Annotated in this window: 19 protein-coding genes; 10 read left to right on the forward strand and 9 right to left on the reverse strand. The window is 70.2% G+C overall.

Annotated elements, in window-relative coordinates; translation table 11 throughout:
- Nucleotides 1–2: 2 nt before the first annotated feature.
- Nucleotides 3–731, reverse strand: coding sequence for an enoyl-CoA hydratase family protein (locus ABN273_RS17580; protein ID WP_349449958.1), 729 nt, complete (start codon nt 729–731; stop codon nt 3–5).
- 50 nt (nt 732–781) lie between these two features.
- Here ABN273_RS17580 and ABN273_RS17585 point away from each other — a divergent pair, with 50 nt between their 5' ends.
- From ABN273_RS17585 to ABN273_RS17605, 5 genes are all read left to right on the forward strand, one after another.
- The gene (locus ABN273_RS17585) at nt 782–1,519 is read left to right on the forward strand and encodes an SDR family oxidoreductase (protein ID WP_349449959.1); all 738 of its coding nucleotides are present in this window, start codon (nt 782–784) and stop codon (nt 1,517–1,519) included.
- Nucleotides 1,520–1,550: 31 nt separating this feature from the next.
- On the forward strand, nt 1,551–2,459 hold the full coding sequence (locus tag ABN273_RS17590; protein WP_349449960.1) for an SDR family oxidoreductase: 909 nt from the start codon (nt 1,551–1,553) through the stop codon (nt 2,457–2,459).
- A 150-nt stretch (nt 2,460–2,609) separates the two neighbouring features.
- The gene (locus ABN273_RS17595; protein ID WP_349449961.1) at nt 2,610–2,894 is read left to right on the forward strand and encodes a hypothetical protein; all 285 of its coding nucleotides are present in this window, start codon (nt 2,610–2,612) and stop codon (nt 2,892–2,894) included.
- A 65-nt stretch (nt 2,895–2,959) separates the two neighbouring features.
- Entirely contained in the window at nt 2,960–3,208 is a 249-nt protein-coding gene (locus tag ABN273_RS17600; RefSeq protein ID WP_349449962.1) for a hypothetical protein, read from the forward strand.
- Between the two features lie 95 nt (nt 3,209–3,303).
- Nucleotides 3,304–4,119 carry an ATP-grasp domain-containing protein gene (locus ABN273_RS17605; RefSeq protein WP_349449963.1) on the forward strand — a complete coding sequence of 272 codons (816 nt, stop codon included), beginning with the start codon at nt 3,304–3,306 and terminating at the stop codon, nt 4,117–4,119.
- On the opposite strand, the gene ABN273_RS17610 is transcribed toward ABN273_RS17605, so the two are convergent.
- The 5 genes from ABN273_RS17610 to ABN273_RS17630 all read right to left on the reverse strand — a co-directional run bounded on the left by ABN273_RS17610 (nt 4,116) and on the right by ABN273_RS17630 (nt 9,250).
- On the reverse strand, nt 4,116–5,315 hold the full coding sequence (locus ABN273_RS17610) for an ATP-grasp domain-containing protein (protein ID WP_349449964.1): 1,200 nt from the start codon (nt 5,313–5,315) through the stop codon (nt 4,116–4,118). The two genes, ABN273_RS17605 and ABN273_RS17610, sit on opposite strands and share 4 nt — an antisense overlap.
- 33 nt (nt 5,316–5,348) lie before the next feature.
- Nucleotides 5,349–6,644, reverse strand: coding sequence for a DUF2252 domain-containing protein (locus ABN273_RS17615; RefSeq protein ID WP_349449965.1), 1,296 nt, complete (start codon nt 6,642–6,644; stop codon nt 5,349–5,351).
- A 62-nt stretch (nt 6,645–6,706) separates the two neighbouring features.
- A complete protein-coding gene (locus tag ABN273_RS17620) occupies nt 6,707–7,480 on the reverse strand; it encodes an SDR family oxidoreductase (RefSeq protein WP_349449966.1) in 774 nt (257 codons plus the stop codon).
- A gap of 11 nt (nt 7,481–7,491) precedes the next feature.
- The gene (locus ABN273_RS17625) at nt 7,492–8,646 is read right to left on the reverse strand and encodes an acyl-CoA dehydrogenase family protein (RefSeq protein ID WP_349450116.1); all 1,155 of its coding nucleotides are present in this window, start codon (nt 8,644–8,646) and stop codon (nt 7,492–7,494) included.
- Nucleotides 8,639–9,250, reverse strand: a complete 612-nt coding sequence (locus ABN273_RS17630) for a flavin reductase family protein (RefSeq protein ID WP_502911051.1) — start codon at nt 9,248–9,250, stop codon at nt 8,639–8,641. The genes ABN273_RS17625 and ABN273_RS17630 overlap by 8 nt, the downstream gene beginning before the upstream one ends.
- A gap of 167 nt (nt 9,251–9,417) precedes the next feature.
- Between ABN273_RS17630 and ABN273_RS17635 the strand changes: the two genes are divergently transcribed.
- The 5 genes from ABN273_RS17635 (at nt 9,418) to ABN273_RS17655 (ending at nt 14,188) form a co-directional block, all read left to right on the forward strand.
- On the forward strand, nt 9,418–10,575 hold the full coding sequence (locus tag ABN273_RS17635) for a thiolase C-terminal domain-containing protein (protein ID WP_349449967.1): 1,158 nt from the start codon (nt 9,418–9,420) through the stop codon (nt 10,573–10,575).
- On the forward strand, nt 10,575–11,018 hold the full coding sequence (locus ABN273_RS17640; RefSeq protein ID WP_349449968.1) for a Zn-ribbon domain-containing OB-fold protein: 444 nt from the start codon (nt 10,575–10,577) through the stop codon (nt 11,016–11,018). Before ABN273_RS17635 ends, ABN273_RS17640 begins: the two co-directional genes overlap by 1 nt.
- 818 nt (nt 11,019–11,836) lie before the next feature.
- Entirely contained in the window at nt 11,837–12,574 is a 738-nt protein-coding gene (locus ABN273_RS17645; RefSeq protein ID WP_349449969.1) for a GntR family transcriptional regulator, read from the forward strand.
- Nucleotides 12,575–12,775: 201 nt separating this feature from the next.
- Nucleotides 12,776–13,378: a GNAT family N-acetyltransferase gene (locus tag ABN273_RS17650; protein WP_349449970.1), complete on the forward strand. Its 603-nt coding sequence runs from the start codon at nt 12,776–12,778 to the stop codon at nt 13,376–13,378.
- A 129-nt stretch (nt 13,379–13,507) separates the two neighbouring features.
- Nucleotides 13,508–14,188, forward strand: a complete 681-nt coding sequence (locus ABN273_RS17655) for a copper homeostasis protein CutC (protein ID WP_349449971.1) — start codon at nt 13,508–13,510, stop codon at nt 14,186–14,188.
- 45 nt (nt 14,189–14,233) lie between these two features.
- On the opposite strand, the gene ABN273_RS17660 is transcribed toward ABN273_RS17655, so the two are convergent.
- The 3 genes from ABN273_RS17660 to ABN273_RS17670 all read right to left on the reverse strand — a co-directional run bounded on the left by ABN273_RS17660 (nt 14,234) and on the right by ABN273_RS17670 (nt 18,404).
- Nucleotides 14,234–15,376 carry a DUF6986 family protein gene (locus tag ABN273_RS17660; RefSeq protein WP_349449972.1) on the reverse strand — a complete coding sequence of 381 codons (1,143 nt, stop codon included), beginning with the start codon at nt 15,374–15,376 and terminating at the stop codon, nt 14,234–14,236.
- Complete coding sequence (locus ABN273_RS17665) at nt 15,360–16,661, reverse strand: FAD-dependent oxidoreductase (RefSeq protein ID WP_349449973.1); 1,302 nt, start codon at nt 16,659–16,661, stop codon at nt 15,360–15,362. Before ABN273_RS17665 ends, ABN273_RS17660 begins: the two co-directional genes overlap by 17 nt.
- 204 nt (nt 16,662–16,865) lie before the next feature.
- Nucleotides 16,866–18,404, reverse strand: a complete 1,539-nt coding sequence (locus ABN273_RS17670) for an AMP-binding protein (RefSeq protein ID WP_349449974.1) — start codon at nt 18,402–18,404, stop codon at nt 16,866–16,868.
- Between the last annotated feature and the right edge of the window lies 1 nt (nt 18,405).

Here is an 18,405-nt window from a genome sequence, read left to right on the forward strand (position 1 = left end):
GGTCACGTGAATCGCTCCCTGTGCCGGTCTCCGGCGCCCGTCAGGTTCAGCTCGAAGGTGAAGCCCTGCTCGAAGCGGTAACTGCGCTTGACGTCCACGGGGTCGATGCCGTTGAGGGACTCCTTGGCGCGGCGGATCACGTACGGGTCCTTCGCGGCGATCTGCCCCGCCACCTCCAGCGCCACGTCGCGCAGCTTGTCGCGCGGCACCACCTCCAGCACCGACCCGAACGCGTGCAGCTCGGCGGCCGTCGCGTTCCTGCACGTGTAGACCATGGCGCGCATCAGGTGCTGCGGGACCAGCCTGGCCAGGTGCGTGGCCGCGCCCAGCGCGCCCCTGTCCACCTCGGGCAGCCCGAAGTACGCGTCGTCGCTCGCCACCACGACGTCGGCGTTGCCGGCCAGGCCGACGCCGCCGCCCAGGCAGAAGCCGTGCACCGCCGCGATCACCGGCACCGCGCACTCATAGACCGCCGCGAACGCCGCGTAGCACGCCCGGTTGACGTCGACCAGCGCCTGGTGACCCTCGGCGTCCCGCAGCTCCTTGATGTCGACCCCGGCGTTGAACCCGCGCCCCTCGGCCCGCAGCACCACCACCCTGGTCCCCGGTTCGTCCCCGGCCCGCCGGACGGCCTCCGCCAGCTCCTCCCAGCCCCGCACGGTCAACGCGTTCACCGGCGGCACGTCCACCACGACCTCGGCGATCGGCCCGGCCCGCAGGGTGATTCCCATCGCCGCTCCCGTCTGGTTGCACCTAACGCTTGCTTGGTACGGTAGCACCCGTGACCGTGACTTACGACTACACGGGCAAGGCCGTCCTGGTGACCGGCGGCACCAAGGGCATCGGCGTTGGGATCGCCCGCGCCTTCCGCGCGGCGGGCGCCGACGTGACGGTCTGCGCCAGGAACGACCCCGCCGCCCCGATCCCGAGGCTCCGGTTCGTCCGGGCGGACGTGCGCGTGCCCGCGGACGTCGAGCGGCTGATCTCCGGGTTCGACCGGCTCGACGTGGTGGTCAACAACGCGGGCGGCTCGCCGTACGCGCCGCTGGACGGCACCTCGCCGCGGCTGCACGCCCGCGTCATCGAGCTCAACCTGACGGCCCCGCTGCTGGTCTCGCAGCGCGCGTACCCGCTGCTCGCCGCCGCCGGAGGGGCGATCGTGATGATCGGCAGCGCCGGTGGCGCGCGCCCCTCACCCGGCACCTCCGCGTACGGCGCCGCCAAGGCCGGGCTGCACCACCTGGCCCGTTGCCTGGCCGCCGAGTGGGCACCGGAGGTGCGCGTCAACACCGTCGTGGTCGGCCTCGCCGCCACCGAGAACGCTTCCTCGCACTACGGCGGGCGCGAGGACGGGATGGGCGCGGCCATCCCCGCGGGCCGGATGGCGACGCCCGCCGACGTGGCCGCGGCGTGCTTGTGGCTGGCCGCGCCCGGCTACGTCACGGGCGCCGAGGTACGGGTGGACGGCGGCGGCGAGATCCCCGCCTGGCGAAACCTGGCCTCCAGCGACATTTCCTGATATCTCTTCATGATCCTTCTGGGAGGTCTGTGTGGGAATCTGTGCTGGCCGCGTGGTGATCGTGACGGGCGCCGGTCGGGGCATCGGGAGGGAGCACGCGCTGGAGTTCGCCAGGCAGGGCGCCCGCGTCGTGGTGAACGACCTCGGCACAGGCCCGGCCGGCGAGGGCAGCTCGGGCGGCCCGGCGCTGGAGGTGGTCGCGGAGATCCACGCGCTCGGCGGCCAGGCGGTGGCCAACAGCGACGACGTGTCCGACTGGGACGGCGCGGCCCGGCTGGTCAAGAGCGCCGTCAGCGCGTACGGCCGCCTCGACGTGCTGGTGAACAACGCGGGCTTCCTGCGGGACCGGATGCTCGTCTCGATGACCGAGCAGGACTGGGACGACGTCGTACGCGTCCACCTCAAGGGCCACTTCCTGCCGCTGCGGCACGCGGCGGCGCACTGGCGGGAGAGGTCCAAGTCGGGCGAGCGCGTCGAGGGCAGAGTGATCAACACCTCGTCCGGCGCGGGCCTGCTGGGCAGCGTCGGCCAGGCCAACTACTCGGCCGCCAAGGCGGGGATCGCCGCGCTGACGCAGGTGGCCGCGGCCGAGCTGGGCAGGTACGGCGTGACGGTGAACGCCATCGCGCCCGCCGCCCGTACCCGCATGACCGAGGAGGTGTTCGCCGCGACCATGGCCAGGCCGGAGTCCGGGTTCGACCCCATGGACCCGGCGAACATCGCACCGCTCGTGGTCTGGCTCGGGTCCGACGGGTCGGGCCATGTGACGGGCCGGGTGTTCGAGGTGGAGGGCGCGACGATCGCCCTGGCCGACGGCTGGCGGCACGGCCCCGAGGTGGATCGGGGCGCTCGCTGGGACCCGGCGCACGTCGGCGAGGCGGTCACCACCCTCCTCGCCTCCGCCCCATCCCCCGAACCGGTCTACGGCCAGCATTCATAGAACAATGTTCTGGTAACTTACAGCTACCTATCGTCAACGCAGGGTTATATGCTCGCACTGACCTTGATCTCCTGCGGTCAAGGAAGGTCAAAGGGGTGGGCGGGACTCGTGCCCGCCAACCCTGACGCCCCGCTGACGAAGGAGCAGAGAGTGATCAGAAGGGTGTGCGCCGCGGCCGTAATGGCGGCGGCCGTCGGCGGCGCGCTGCCGGCTCCACCCGCACACGCAGACGACGGCTGGTCCGGCCCCTGGCGCAGCGACAGCTGGTTCGGCAACTGGAGCGGCAACAGCGGCTCCAGCCAGTCCGGAAACAACTTCGGCGACGTCACCGCCGTCAACCGCGGCGAGGGCGCCTCCACCAACGTCAACAACATCAACGGCATCGCCCCGACCGCCACCGACGGCGGGGTCACGGTGACCTACATCTTCTACTGACCGGCTGACGTCCGAGACCAAGACGATCCGAAAGGACAACAACAAACATGATGAAGAAGCTCTGCGTGACCGGTTTTGTCGCCGCTGCGGCCACGGGTGTGGCGCTGCTGTCGGCGCCGGCGTACGCGGACGTCAACGCCGGCAACACCAGCTCCAACCGCGAGTCCTCCCAGTCGGGCAACAACTTCGGCAACGTCGTCAGCAGCAACCGCAGCGGCCTCGGCGCCACGAGCGTCAACAACGTCAACGGCAACGCCGTGACCGCCACCAACCGCGGCACCTCGCGCGTCGAGGACGTCGTCGAGATCGACTGACCAGGCGGGACGCGCCGCGATGCGCAGCCGCGAGCGCGTCCGTGGCGCGAGCCGGGCCGGAAATGGTCTGGCTCGCGCCGTAATAGCATCCCTCGGTGGCTATTTGTGCATATGTAACGTTCGAGGATCCCGAGGGCGGCGACGACGAGCGCGATCTCGCCCTGTCGGCCTGGCGCGAGGCGGGCATCGACGGGCGCGTCGAGCGCTGGGACGATCCCGCCGTCGACTGGAGCTCGTACGACGCCGTGGTCGTCCGTTCGGTCTGGGACTACATCCTCAGGCGGGAGGAGTTCCTGGCGTGGGCGCGCGGCGTGGAGTCCGTCACCAGGCTGCTCAACCCGTCCCCTGTCCTCGAGACCAACACCGACAAGACCTATCTGCGGGATCTCGGCGTGCCGATCGTGCCGACGCACTGGTCGTCGCAGGGCCTGCCGGACTGGCCGGAGTACGTCGTCAAGCCGGCGATCTCCGCCGGCGCCCGCGACACCACCAGGACGACCGGCCGTGACCAGGCCCAGGCGCTGGCCGCCGCGCTGGAGGCCGACGGACGCACCCCGATGGTGCAGCCGTACCTCGACATGGTCGAGTCGGAGGGCGAGACCTCGCTGCTGTACTTCAACGGCCGCTTCAGCCACGCCGTACGCCGGGTGCCCATGCTGGCCCCCGGGATGACGGACGGCGACAACGCGCGGGCAAAGGTCCGCACACCAGCCCCGGACCAGGTCGATCTCGCGGAGAAGGTGCTCACCGCCGTACCCCAGCCCCTTCTCTACGCTCGGATCGACCTGGTCCGGCTACCCGGCGGCGAGCCCGCGGTCATCGAGGTGGAGCTGACGGAGCCCTACCTCTACCTGCGGTACGAGCCGCGGGCGGCGGCGAACCTCGCCACGGCGCTGCGCGAGCTGCTCTAGGACTCTTTCACCCAGAGCCGCAGCAGCCCGCGGAAGTGCTCGACGAAGCGGTCGCGCTCGTGGGTCGGGTACGTGGCGGTCACGGTGTCCACCAGTAACCGGTCGAACTCGGCCCCGGCCACCCACTCCAGCACCACCTCGTCGATGTGCGCCAGGCGGTCCTGGCAGAACTCGTGGTAGTGCTCGGTCTGGAAGTACTTGTCCGCCAGCCGCCGGTACTCCGCCAGCCGCTCCTCGTACGTCCCCTCGACGGCGAAGTAGTCGTGCGTCTCGAGGTCGATCCTGGGCCTGCGCCGGGTGGCCACGCAGAACACGCTCCACTTCACCAGCGTCTTGATCGCCCAGGGGAAGTAGTAGTGCAGGCTCGTCAGCGCCACGTCGGGGCAGGCGTTGGCGTAGTCGATGGGGTGCACGTCCGAGCCCTTGATCAGGGTCTCGCAGGAGTTGAACTCCCACCGGAAGAACGCGTTCACCAGCTTCCCGATGGTCACCACCTCCTCGCCCACGGACGGCGACAGGAACTCGTGGTCCACGGCGTAGCGGGCGTGCATCGGCTCCTCGGGCCTGAATCGCATCACCATCGTCTCCGCCCCGATCGACAACGACCTGGCGAACGCGTCGTAGCCCTCGATGGCCTGCTGGAGATGCATGAGCATCTCGCCGCTCTGGTCGTAGGCCCGGTGCAGCTCGTCCCGGTCGCGCACCAGCGACACCCCGCGCCAGGCGCCGCCGTCGTACGGCTTCATGAAGAGCGGGTAGCCGACCCGCTCCGCCACCTCGTCCAGGTCGAAGGGCTGGTTGTAGCGGGCCGCCGTGTAGGCGTACCGCGCGTTGTCGATCGGGTTCTTGTACGGCACCAGCACCGTCTCCGGCACCTTGAGCCCGAGCCGCATCATCGCGCAGTACGCCGTGTGCTTCTCCATCGACTGGAACGTGAACGGGCTGTTCAGGAGGTAGACGTCGTCCATCATAGAGACCTTCTTGAGCCACTCGCGCGGGTGGTAGTACCAGTACGCCAGCCGGTCGATCACCAGCTCGTGACGCGGCCTGGCGCGCAGGTCGAACGGCTCGATCGTGAGGCGCTCCACGTCGAACTCGCCCACCCCCTTGATCGGGCCGAGCCGCCGCAGCACGGTCTCGAACGCCGACGGCCAGTCCTCCTCGGTCCCGAGCAGCAGCCCGATCAGATGTCGCACGACGCCTCTCCTCCCGCCCGCGCGGCCGCCGGGTCACACGCCAGGGAGACGGCCGTTGCGGAACAGGTCGACGAACCTTTGATGGTCTTCCCGGGCCTGTGCCCCGTACCGGTGGGCAAAATCCACCAGCATCCCGATAAATCCGGGCTTGTCGTTGCCGATCACCGCCACGATCGCCTCCTCCGTCGAGAAGTCGACGAGGTCGTGACTGGACTCGTCGTCGGCCACCGAGTGCATGCGCGCCACCGCCCGCCCCAGGTCCTGCACGATCGAGCGCAGCTCCGCCGGCTCGTTGACGTCGTCCCAGTCGAGGTCGGCGGAGTACGGCGACACCTCGGCGACGAGCTGGCCCACCCCGTTCAGGGTCGTGTAGCCGAGCCAGGGATCGGCGTACGCCTGCAGGGCCCGCTGCGACTCGGCCGTGCGGTGACCCTGGTGCAGGAAGTAGGAGGCCACCTTCTCGTCGGTGACGTACCGCGCCACCGCGGGTACCGCCGCCTGCTTCATGTAGAGGATGACGTCGTTCTCCAGCGCCTGCGAGCGCCCTTCGAGCAGCAGGTTGTACGAGGGCAGCCCCGCCGAGCCGATGCCCACGCCCTTGCGCAGCGCCACATCCTTGACCACGTGCTCGACGCCGCGGCTCTGCCCCGGCAACGTGGCCAGGTACTCCTGGAACGCGGCCAGCACCGCCTGCCTGGCCGCCGCGTCCACGCTCTGCCTGCCCGCCATGAGCGCGAACCGCCGGTCGTAGTGGTCGATCACGGTCTCGACGTCCAGCAGCGCCACCCGCGTGCTGAGCCGCGCCGTCTGCAGGACCCGGTGCAGCACGCCGGTCGTGGTGTCCAGGGTGAGCGAGCCGATCGCGTCGTCCCCGCCGGCCGCGAGGGCGGCCAGCTCGACCAGGTACGCGCCGGCGAAGTCGGTCACGAGCACGCTGATCGAGTCGTCGGACAGCGCCTTGGCGTACCCGATGAGCGCCACGCTGGCGGCGAAGCGCTTGAGGTCCCAGACGTACGGGCCCACGTACGCCTCGTCGAAGTCGTTGACGTTGAAGACGAGGACGCCGGAGGCGTTCATGTACGTGCCGAAGTTCTCCGCGTGGAGGTCGCCGTGGATCCAGACCCGGCTGGTCGGCTTGTCGAGGTAGGACTCGTCCGCGTACGAGCCGGTCATGTCCGCGTAGAACAGGCAGGCACTGCCCCGGTAGAAGGCGAAGGGAGAAGCCGCCATTTTCCGAAATTTCCGCCTGAAAGCGGCGGGGTCTCGCTGAATCGACTCGCCGAACTCCGTCATGAGGACATCGAGCAGGAAGGAGGAGCGTGCGCCCATACTCCGGACACTAGATCGCGATCTCCTTGCCGCCTACCCTGGTCTTTCCCTGACAGGGCTGGTCAGGGGTGCTGGGAGGAGACCGAGACCACCTCTCCCGTCATGTACGAGGAGTAGTCGCTGGCCAGGAAGACGATGACGTTCGCCACCTCCCACGGCTCGGCCGAGCGCCCGAACGCCTCCTTGGCCGCCAGCTCCGCCAGCAGCTCCTCGCTGGTCACCTTCGCCAGGAACGGGTGCACGGCCAGCGAGGGCGCCACCGCGTTGACCCGTACGCCGTGCTCGGCGGCCTCCAGCGCAACGCACCTGGTCAGCGCCATCACCCCGGCCTTGGCTGCCGCGTAGTGCGCCTGCCCCCGCTGGGCCCGCCAGCCGACCACGGAGGCGTTGTTCACGATGACGCCGGAGCCCTGGGCGATCATCTGCTTGAGCGCCGCCCTGGTGCAGCGCATGGTGCCGTTCAGGGTGACGTCGATGACCGCGTGCCACTGGTCGTCGGACATCTCGGCCAGCGGCGCCGTACCGCCCAGACCGGCGTTGTTGACGACCACGTCCAGCCGGCCGTGCGCCTCCACCACCGCGTCGAACAGCGCCAGCACCTGAGCCTCCGAAGTCACGTCGCACGGCACGGCGAGCGGCTTGACGCCGGTGAGCTCGGTCAGCGCGTCGGCGGCAGCGGACAGGCGGCGCTCGTGCCTGTCGGAGAGTACGATCGTCGCGCCCTCCTCGGCGCAGCGCCGCGCGGTCGCATAGCCGATGCCCGCCCCCGCGGCGGCCGTCACGAGCGTCACCTTGCCGTCGAGCAGCCCGTGCGCCTTCGGGTATGGAGGGGGCATCCGTGCTCCAATCAGCGGGGGAGTCCCAGGGTGCGCTCGGCGATGATGTTGCGCTGGATCTCGCTGGATCCGGCATAGATCGTGTCGGCGCGGCTGAACAGGTAGAGCCGCTGCAGCTCATTGAGCTCGCCCTGCGCGCTCCCGGCCACGAGCCCCTCCCTGCCCTGTACGGCCTGCGCCAGCTCGCCCAGCCTCCGATGCCACTCCGACCAGTAGAGCTTGGCGATCGACACCTCGGGACCCGGGTCGGGGCGCAGCATCCTGAGCGCGTTGAGCCGCATGATCTCCAGCTCCAGCCACGACCGGACGAGCCGGTCGCGCAGCACGGGGTCGTCGATGGCGCCGGTGCGCCTGGCCGTCTCGATCACCTTGGCCAGCTCCCGCCGGAACCCGATCTGCTGCCCGAGCGTGGAGGCGCCGCGCTCATAGCCGAGCGTGGCCATCGCGACCCGCCAGCCGTCGCCCGGCGCGCCCAGGATGTTCCCCGCCGCCGTGCGCGCGCCGTCGAAGAACACCTCGTTGAACTCGGACGTCCCGGTCAGCTGCACGATCGGCCGGACGACGACGCCGGGCCGGTCCATGGGGACGAGCAGGTACGACAGCCCCTTGTGCCGCTGCGAGCCCGGCTCCGTGCGGCAGAGCACGAAGCACCAGTCGGCCACGTGCGCCAGCGAAGTCCACACCTTCTGGCCGGTGATGACCCATTCGTCGCCTTCAAGATGCGCCTTCGTCTGGACGTTGGCGAGGTCGGACCCGGCCTCGGGCTCGGAATAGCCCTGGCACCACAGCTCCTCGCCGCGCTGGATGGGCGGCAGGAAGCGGTCCTTCTGCTCGTCGGTGCCGAATTCGAGGATGGTGGGGCCGATCAGCCCCTCGCCGATGTGGCCCACCCTGGCGGGGGCCTCGGCCCTGGCGTACTCCTCGTGGAAGGCCACCTGGTCCTCCAGGGAGGCGGCGCGGCCGCCGTACCGCTCGGGCCAGCCCAGGCAGGTCCATCCGGCCTTGCCGAGATGGCGCTCCCACGCCTGGCGCAGCTCGTGGCCCTCGTGCTCGCGCCCGGGCCCGCCGAGCCCCCTGACGTGGGCGAACTCGCCGCTCAGCGCCTCCTCCAGCCAGGCCCTCGCCGCCTCGCGGAGCCCTGGCGTGGCGCCCGCCGGGTCAGGCAGGCTCAACGAAGCCTCCGTACCCGCCGCGGAAGAACACCAGCGGGCCGCCTTCGGCGTGCGTGTCGAGCTGGAGCACCCTGGCCACCACGATCATGTGGTCGCCCGCCGGGTGCTCGGCCTCGACCGCGCAGTCCATCCAGGCCAGCGTGCCTTCGAGCACCGGGTTGCCGCCGGGGGAGCCGGTCCACTCCAGGCCCGCGAACTTGTCGCCGCCCTTGGTCGCCATCTGGGCGCACACGTCCTGCTGGTTCTCGGCCAGCACGTTCACGGTGACGACCTTCGCGCCGCGCACCCTGGGCCAGCTGGTGCTCGTGTACGCCACGCAGAACGCCACGAGGGGCGGGTTGAGCGAGACGGAGGTGAAGGAGTTGGCCGCCAACCCGCACGGCCGGCCGTCGGCCGGGTCGACCGCCGTGATCGCCACCACACCGGTCGCGAACCTGCCGAGCACCTGCCGGAAGAGGCGGCTGTCGAGGTGGCCGTTCGCGCTTTGGGGTGAAGGGCCGGTCGGCATGGCGGCTCCGTTGCGAATCCTGCGCTGATGGGGCGTCGGAAGGCCGCGACAGCCGTCCGGCGCCACGAGCCGGGCAGCGTGTGTGCTCATGGTCCGCCTCCTAGTCCACCGGCTGCGCCATCATACCAAGCGCTTGCTTGGACGGTAGGGCGGATGGCGAGATCGTGTCAAGTTGGAGCGGGGCGAGCCCGCCCGCCGCGCTGCGTTGACATGGGGGAAATGCCCGGCTTAACGTGACAATTGTGTTGCCCAAGCGCTTGCTTGACTTTCGGAACCACACCGCCATAGCCGGGATCGGCTACACGCCCTTCACCAAGGACTCGGGCGTCAGCACCCTCACCCTGGCCTGTCGTGCCGTGCTGGCCGCACTGGAGGACGCCGGGCTGGCGGTGGACGAGGTGGACGGCCTGGCCACGCACAGGGTGGGCGACTCCGCCGCGCCGACGCTGGTCGGCCCGGCGCTGGGTCTGACGGACCTCGCCTGGCACCTGGACCAGTTCGGCGGCGGCAGCGTCTCCCACGCGGTCGTCGGCCAGGCGGCGCTGGCGGTGGCGGCCGGGATGGCCGAGACGGTCGTCTGTTACCGGGCCATCAACGCCCGCTCGGAGTTCCGTATGGGCGGCACGGGCCGGGGCGTCCCGGTGAGCCCTGAGGTGCAGTACCAGGCCCCGTACGGATATGTGGCGCCGCCGCAGCAATACGCCATGTACGCCCGAGCCCACATGCTGAAATATGGCACTAAAGCGGAGCATTTCGGGCAGCTGGCGGTCACTCAGCGGGCCAACGCCGCCAAGAACCCCCGGGCGCTGATGCGTACCCCGATCACGCTGGACGACTACCTGGCGAGCAGGTGGATCGCGGAGCCGTTCCGGCTGCTGGACTGCTGCCTGGAGACGGACGGCGCCTGCGCCGTGGTCGTCACCACGGCCGAACGCGCCCGCTCGCTGCGCCGCCCCCCGGTGCTGATCTCGGCGGCCGCCTGGGGCGGCGGCACCACACACCTGTCGGACCCGTCCGCCGACCCCACGGTGACCGCGGCCGCCGCCCTGGCCCCGCGCCTGTACGCGCAGGCCGGGCTGGGGCCGGGCGACATAGACGTGGCCGAGCTGTACGACTGCTTCACGTACTCGGTGATCGTCCAGCTCGAGGACTACGGGTTCTGCGGCAAGGGCGAGGGCGGCCCGTACGTGGCCTCGGGCGCCACCGCGCTGGACGGCCCGCTCCCGGTCAACACGCACGGCGGCTTCCTGTCGGAGGGCTACGTCCACGGCATGAACCACATCGCCGAGGCGGTATCCCAGCTCAGGGGCGACGCCGGGGACCGTCAGGCGCCGGGCGCCGAGGTCGCGCTCTCCACCGCCCAGCCCGGCTACATCCTCCCGGCCACCTCCGCCCTGATCCTGAGGAGGCCGTGATGACGGCGTACCGGCCCCAGCTCGATCGGGACTCGAGGGAGTGGTGGGAGCGTGTCGCCAGGCGGGACTTCGCCGTGCAGGAGTGCGACGGCTGCGGCACGGCGCGCTTCCCGGCGCGGGCGTTCTGCCCGGCGTGCCGGACGGAGGCGTGGCACTGGCGGGAGGTGGAGCCGGAAGGGGTGGTGGAGAGCTGGATCGTCAACCACCAGCCGTTCATGCCCGGGTTCGGGGAGCCGTACGTGGTGGTGATGGTCAGGCTGGCCGCGGTGCCGGGGTGCTTCGTGTACGGGAACTGGCGCGGCGATCGGCCTCCGGAGCCCGGCAGGCGGGTCCGGGGCGCCTACCGCCGGATCGACGCGGGGCTGACGCTGGTGGACTGGGAGCCTGCCGAGGATGACGGGAGTCCGGATACTCATCCGGCCCGGCGCAAATCCTCCCGCTAGTTGACCTTGGTCAGGAAATGGATTCGTACCGGAATGCCCCACTAGTCCCACCATCACGAACAGCCCCGCAGGTTCGGCTCCGAGGGTTGATGATGTGGCAGTAGGCGTCAACGCGGACGGCTCTGACTTGGCGGCAAGTGATGACCGGTTCGGACTTGGTGGCAGGCATGACCCGGAGGTCGCGGGTCACGATCGTGCCTGTCCGCCGGTCGGCGCGTGGGCCGCCTGGATGGGGAGAGACAGCGGGTTCCCTGAGCAGGAAAGCGCGCCCTGGCGGGCGTGGGGGACCCGCCAGGACGCGCTTCCTGTTCCGTGTGCGGCGGCGCCAGGACTCCGGCGAGGGATGGAGTCCTAGACCGTTGAATCGCGCACGGAGTCGATGGGGGAGTGTGAAAGCTCCCGTTGCCGGTAACGTGCGGCGATGCGTTGAGCTGCACCGACCGGGTCATCGATGGGGTGCGTGACGGGGGCGCCACCCTCCTCATTCCCGACAAAGGATCCGTCGTTGCACCACACGGTCAGCTCAGTCAACGCCGATTGCTCGGATGCGCCATTGCTCTGGTAGGTGTGGGTGAACCGCTGGCGAGGCAACCCGTAACGCAGTAAACGTGTTGCTTCGCAAGGGTCATGCCAGGGCAGGTACGGCGTACCCGTGCGGACCGGCAACACTGGCCTTCACCCCCTCACCGGCCTTTAGATGGATTTGTACCAACGAATGGATGATGGGCCGCGGGAGGGGGTTCGGTCAAGGGGTTGTGGCCTGCTAGAACCAGATCGTCTAAATTGTTGGAACAAAAGGGGTGAAAGTGGCAAGGTCGGTGCTGTATCAGCAGGTGGCTGCGGAATTGCGTCGAGCCATCTACTCGGGTGTCCTCGGCCCGGGCGCACAGCTACCGACCGAGGCGCAGCTCATGGAAGACCATGGGGTGAGCAGGAACACCGTAAGGCTGGCCCTGGGAGAGCTCGTCAATGAGGGGCTCGTTACGCGCACGCCGCGGCGTGGAACCGTGGTCAGAGACCGCAGACCGCTGCTGATCTATCCGCAGCGGGAGCTGGAGCCGCAACCTTCTGGGGAACTGCGGGAAGCCTTCGCCTATGCCGTGGCGCAGGAAGGCCGCGCGCCAAGCCAGTACATCGAGGTGCTGACGGTGTCTCCCGTCGAGGAGATCGCCAGCAGGCTGGAGTTGGCGGACGGGGAATTGGCGGTGGTGAGACGCCGTCTGCGGTTCGTGGACGGCCAGCCGTACAACACCAACGATTCCTATTTCCCCCGTGATCTGGTTGCCGATTCTGAGATCGCCAGGCCCGGAGACATCGCGCGAGGGGCGAACCGGGTGCTGGAGGAGCTGGGGCATGCGCAGGTACGCGTCGTGGACGACATCTGGGCCCGCATGCCCAACCAGGAGGAGGCCGAGCGCCTCCAACTAGAGCTCGGCACGCCCGTCATGGTTTACGTCCGAGTCGGTTTCGACGGGGCGGACATGCCGGTGCGTGTCGCGGTGTCGGTGCTGCCCGCCGACAAACATCTGATCAGATACGAGCTCGACCGCCGCTAGCGGGCTCGGGGTGAAGGGGTGATTCAGCCGGCCGGGCGCAGCGAGAAATAGCCGCCTCGCTGGCCATGGGGAGTCGTGCATACTCCCCTAAATCGCCATTTATCCATATATATCGGGTTGAGGTCCCATTTCGGGCCTGCGCGACATTGCGTCATCACGCTGTGTATTTACGCGCGCACCCAACGCAACGGGAGTTGTATTATGCACACAAACACCCTGCTTCACCCGCTGGCTCTCCGCAGAGCCGAACCCGAAGACCTTCGCGGCATTCTCACCCTGCTCGCTGACACCGCCGAGTGGCTCTACGCGCAAGGAGTGCGGCAGTGGCCGCGCGGGGGCTTCGGCCCCGAGCGGATCGAGCCGCTCATTGAGGAGCGGGTGCTGTACCTGCTCGACGACGAGCTCAGATACCTCGACCCCGACGAATCGGCCCCGCCGGTGGCCACCATAGCCCTCGACGGCCACGCGGACCCGGAGTTCTGGACACTCGACGACGATCCCGGGGCGGCCCTTTATGTCCACAAGCTCGCCGTGGCCCGCCCCTGGTCCGGCAGCGGCCTCGGCGACGCCCTCCTGGACTGGGCCGGCGCCTCGGCCCACGCGTCCGGGCTGCCCCTGCTGCGGCTGGACTGCGCCAAGGGGAACCGGCGGCTGCAGGATTACTACCGCCGCCGCGGCTTCCGCCACGTCCGCACGGTGGATCTTCCGCACCGTGCCTCGGGAGCCCTGTTCGAACGGCGCTCGGAAGACCTGTCCACCACGGCCTTCCGGGACCTCACCATGGCCGAGCTGATCAGCGCCTGACGCGCTTCGTTCACCACCCGCAGCCCGGCCGGGGCCCAGCTCCGGCCGGCTGCGGCTCGGCCCTGGAGGCGGGATTTTTTGGTGTGATCTGCGCCGGAATGGTGCAGAGCACCATATAACCTCTCCTCCATGACCGGATCCCTGCTCGAGGTGATCGCGCTGAACGTGCGCGACGCCGTGGCCGCTGAACAGGGTGGCGCCGACCGGCTGGAGGTCGTCGCCGACATGGCGGCCGACGGGCTGACCCCGTCCCCCGAGACGGTTGCCGCGATCGCCGCCGAATGCCCCCTCCCTCAGATGGTCATGCTCCGCTGCGACGCCAACTTCGCCGCCGACTCCGACGTGCTCGACCGGCTGAGCCGGGACGCCAAGGCGCTGGCGCAGGCTGGGGCGGCGGGGTTCGTGTTCGGGTTCCTCGACGGCTCGGGGAAGGTCGATCTCGCGGCCACGGAGGCGCTCATCCACGCCGTCTCGCCGCTGCCCTGGACGTTCCACCGGGCCGTCGACCACGCGGCCGACGTCCAGGCGTCCTGGCGGGCCGTGCGGCTGCTGCCCAACCTCGCCACCGTGCTCACCTCGGGCTCGCCCAACGGGGTGGGAGAGGGACTCCCGGTGCTGAAGGCGCGCGCCGAGGCGGGTGACGGCTCGATCATCCTGGCCGGCGGCGGGCTGAAGCCGGCGTACGTCCCGGCGCTGCTCGACTACGGCGTCCGCGCCTTCCATGTGGGCTCCGCCGTGCGGGCGAGCTGGTCCGACCCGGTCGAGTGGCGGCTCGTACGCCAGTGGCGAGCCATGGTCGAACGCGACTGAGACCCCGGGGCCCGGCGCGGGTCACGGCGGGGCCGCCCGCGGCGGTCACGGCAGAGCCGCGTCCGCGCGCCTGAGAGCGGCCACCAGCGTGCGGATCGTGGCGGGCTCGTCCATGACCCCACCCCCGGCCTCCCGCTGCTCGTGCCAGGCTCTCACGCGCTCCTGGTACGCCTCGTACCGGGCCAGGTGGAAGGCGTAGACGGTGGCGAACCGGCTCACCAGGTGTGAAGGGTGCATGTCCCACCCCTGATAGAAGCCGTGCCGCAACGAGTGCCTGACCAGCTCGGCATGGCGCCGCCACAGCGCGTGCACGTCCCGCCCGAGGTCGGAGGCGGGCGAGGCGGCCAGCGACCCGTCCGACAGCTCCACCCCCGTGCCCGCGAACGCGGTCTGCATGACGTGCCGGGCGTGGTCGCACGCGGGATGGTCGAGCCGCTGCTCGTGCGGCGGCAGCCCGATCGCGGCCGTGTAGTCGAACACCCCGAAATGCGCCGCGGCCAGCCGCCCGCCCAGTCGCTCCGCCAGATCCCCGCGCAGGAAGTGCAGCGTCTGCGGCGCCTCCACCTGCATCTCGAACCGCAGCGGCACCCCCAGCTCCGCCTCGAGCTGCTCCAGCACCTCCGCGAAGTGCCCGAGGTACGCCTCCATGAGGATCTTGGGAAACGTCACGGTGAATCCGGGCGGGAGCTCGCCGGCCCGCTCGACCACTCCCGTGACGAACAGGTCGAGCGTGCGCACCGACCGCCTGGGATCCCCGTCGGCGAACGACTTGACCCGCGGCCCCCACCGCCGCGGCAGCGCCCCCGCCGCATGCATCGTGGCCACCGCCTCGACGGCCTGCGCCACATGCTCGTCCTCCACCAGGCCGGGCCGTACGCCGTACCCGTCCTCGAAGTCGATCCGCAGGTCCTCGACGGGCTCGGCGGAGAGTTTCTTGACCACCTTGGCGTGCACGGCGGCGCCCAGCCCGCTGGGCACATCGAAGACCTCCGCCAGCGAGCCGGGATCGGCCAGGTGCGCCTTGACCAGGGACAACGCCTGATCGCCCCACTCGGAGACGGTACGGGCCGAGAACCGGTCGGCCGGGACGTAGACGGTGTGGACCGGCTGCCAGCCCACGCCGGCGGACGGATAGCGGGCTTGCTGGAGCCGGTAGGCCTCCTGGAACCCCTCAGGGACGGCACGCACGGAGCATTGCCTCCAGGCCGACCAGCTTGACGCGTTCGCCCCGGCCCAGCGACCTGGCCAGGTCGGCCTCGGCCGCCTCGATCGCCAGCCACTCCTCGTACGTCACAGGACGCACCCCGCGGGCGGCCAGCAGCTCGTCGATGGAGCCCCGGCTCACCGGCACGCGCCCCGCGAGGTCGGCCAGCAGCGTGCGGACCGTCTCCGCCGCGTCGGACTTGTTGGTGCCGATCACCCCGGTGGGACCGCGTTTGAGCCAGCCTGCCACGTATTCGCGGTCACGCACCCGCCCGGCCTCGTTCGGGACGGTCATGGTCTTGTCCGAGAACGGCACCCCGGGCAGCGGCACGCTCTGGTAGCCGACCGAGCGCAGCACCATGCCGACCGGCAGCGTCTCGAACTCGCCCGTGCCGACCACGCGCCCCTCCTCCGACAGGCGGGTGCGTTCGAGCTTGAGCCCCTCCACCCGTTCGGTGCCGAGGATCTCCACGGGCCGCAGCCAGAAGCGCACGTCGAGGCGGCGCGGGCGGCCCACCGGCTCGCGGGTGGCCCACGACTGCAGGACCTTGATGTTGCCCTGGACCTGGCGCGGGAAGTCGGCGCCCAGGACGACGGCCTCCTCGGGGCGCACGCAGACGTCGGCGTTGGCCAGCTCGCCCAGCTCGCGCAGCTCCTTGAGGGTGAACTTGGCGTGCTCGGGGCCGCGGCGGCCGATCATGTGGATGGCCTTGACCTGGCTCTCCTCGAGGCGCTCCAGCACGTCGTGCGGCACGTCGGTGGATCGCAGCTCCTCGTGGGTCTTGGCCAGGACGCGTACGACGTCCACGGCCACGTTGCCGACGCCGATCACCGCCACCTCGGAGCTGTCGAGCGTGAACCGTCCGGGATCGACGTCGGGATGCCCGCAGTACCAGTTGACGAAGTCGGTCGCCGCCACGCTGCCCGGCAGGTCCTCACCCGGGATGCCGAGCTTCCTGTCGACCATCGCGCCCGTGCAGTAGACCACCGCGTCGTACGTGCTCAGCAGGTCCTCGACGGACACCTGCTCGCCCAGCGTGACGCCGCCGAGGAAGCGGACCTGAGGGAGCTCGAGCACCCTGCGCAGGTAGTTCGCGATCGACTTGATCGACGTGTGGTCGGGCGCGACGCCGTACCTGACCAGCCCGTACGGCGTCGGCAGGCGTTCGAGGACGTCGACCTGCACGGGCTCGGCCGACTGCCTCACCAGAGCCTCGGCCGTGTAGATCCCGGCGGGGCCCGACCCGATGACCGCCACGTGCAACGCCACGCTGCCTCCTAAGACCCGAGTACCGCATGATCGGTCCTGCAAACGTAGCCGCTCATCACCGCCGCGGAGCGGAGGAACACCCACCTTGGTCCTCGTCCGGCAGGACGCGTCCTGGATGTACCGGCGAACAGGCGCAACATGGCGGCTCCCGGGGCATACGGCGCTAGTTCGACCCTACTCCGACCCGGCTGCCCCCGAGAGACCTCAGCCCTCACTCAACAGGACCTCGGCCGACGCGCGGAGCGCCGGCTTGTCCACTTTCCCGTTCACATTCGTGGGAAGGGAGTCCACCACGACCACCCGCTTGGGCACCTTGTAGTTGGACATGTTCGCCCGGGCCCAGGCGAGCAGCGCCTCAGGATCGGCGGAGAAGCCCGGCCGCGGCACGACGTACGCCAGGCCGGCCTCGCCGCTGGCGGCGTCCGGCACGCCGACGACGGCCACCTGCGCCAGTGACCCCTCGCGCAGCAGCAGCGACTCCACCTCGGCCGGTGACACGTTGAACCCGTTGACGATGTAGAGCTCCTTCTTGCGGTCCACGATGGCGAGGTTCCCCGACGGGTCCAGCACCCCGACGTCCCCTGTGTGCAGCCACCCGTCCCGGTCGACGGCCTCGGCAGTCCTGGCGGGCTCGCCCCAGTAGCCCCGCATCACCCCGTAGCCCCGCTGCAGGATCTCCCCGCGTTCTCCGGTGGCGACATCCTTCCTGTCGTCGTCCACGATCCTGACCTCGATCCCCGGCACGGGCCGCCCCGCGGTGCCGGCGATCACGTCGATCGGGTCCCCGGCCCTGGTCATGGCGACGACCGTGCCCTCCATCAGCCCGTACGCGTTGATCATCCGCTCCAGCCCCACCCGCTCAACCAGTCGCCTGATCAGGCTGGGCGGCACGGCGGCGGCCCCGCAGATGGCCACGCGCAGCGACGACACGTCCCAGGAGCCGCGGTCCAGCTCGTCCAGGATCCGGTGGAAGAGGGTCGGCGGCCCGGCCAGTACGGTGATCCGTTCGGCCGAGATCAGCGACATCAGCGCGTCAGGCGTGAAGACGGGGATCGGCACCATCGTGGCCCGGCGCAGGACGCAGGCGATGAGCCCGGCGTTCAGCCCGAAGCCGTGGCTGAACGGCGCGATGATCGGATAGCGGTCGCGCTCGTCCAGGGTGACGATCTCGGACCAGTCCCAGTAGCCGCGCAGGATCTGGGCGTGGTCGAGCATGACGCCCTTGGGCACGCCGGTGGTGCCCGACGTGGACATGATCTCGCACAGGTCGTCCGGGCCGATGGCGAGCGCCCGTTCCTCGGCCTCCCGGGCGGAGACCCGCGCGCCCAGCGCGCGTAGGTCCGGCGGGTGGTGCAGGCCGGGGAGCGGCGGCAGGAGGTCGGCGAGCGGGGTCGCGGACGGGCCCGCTCCGGTGATCAGCACCTTCGCGCCGGTCTTCTCGATCAGCTGCGCGGCCTCGATGCCCTTGTAGCGGGAGGAGAGCGGCACGATGACCGCGCCCGCGTCCCAGATCCCGAACGCGTGCCGCACCCAGAACGCCGAGTTCAGGCCCCATAACGCCACCCGGTCCCCTGGACCGACGCCGAGGGCGATCAGGCCGCGGGCGATCTCGGCGGCCGCGGCCCTCAGCTCGGACAATGTCATCCGCGTGCCGCCGTCGGCGACCACGGTGGCGTCGGGGTGGTTTGCTGCCTGGTCGCGCAGCATGCGGGGGAGCGTTCCCCAGTCCGGCATCGGTGCCATC

Source organism: Nonomuraea sp. B19D2 (assembly GCF_040137845.1).
Lineage (GTDB): Bacteria > Actinomycetota > Actinomycetes > Streptosporangiales > Streptosporangiaceae > Nonomuraea.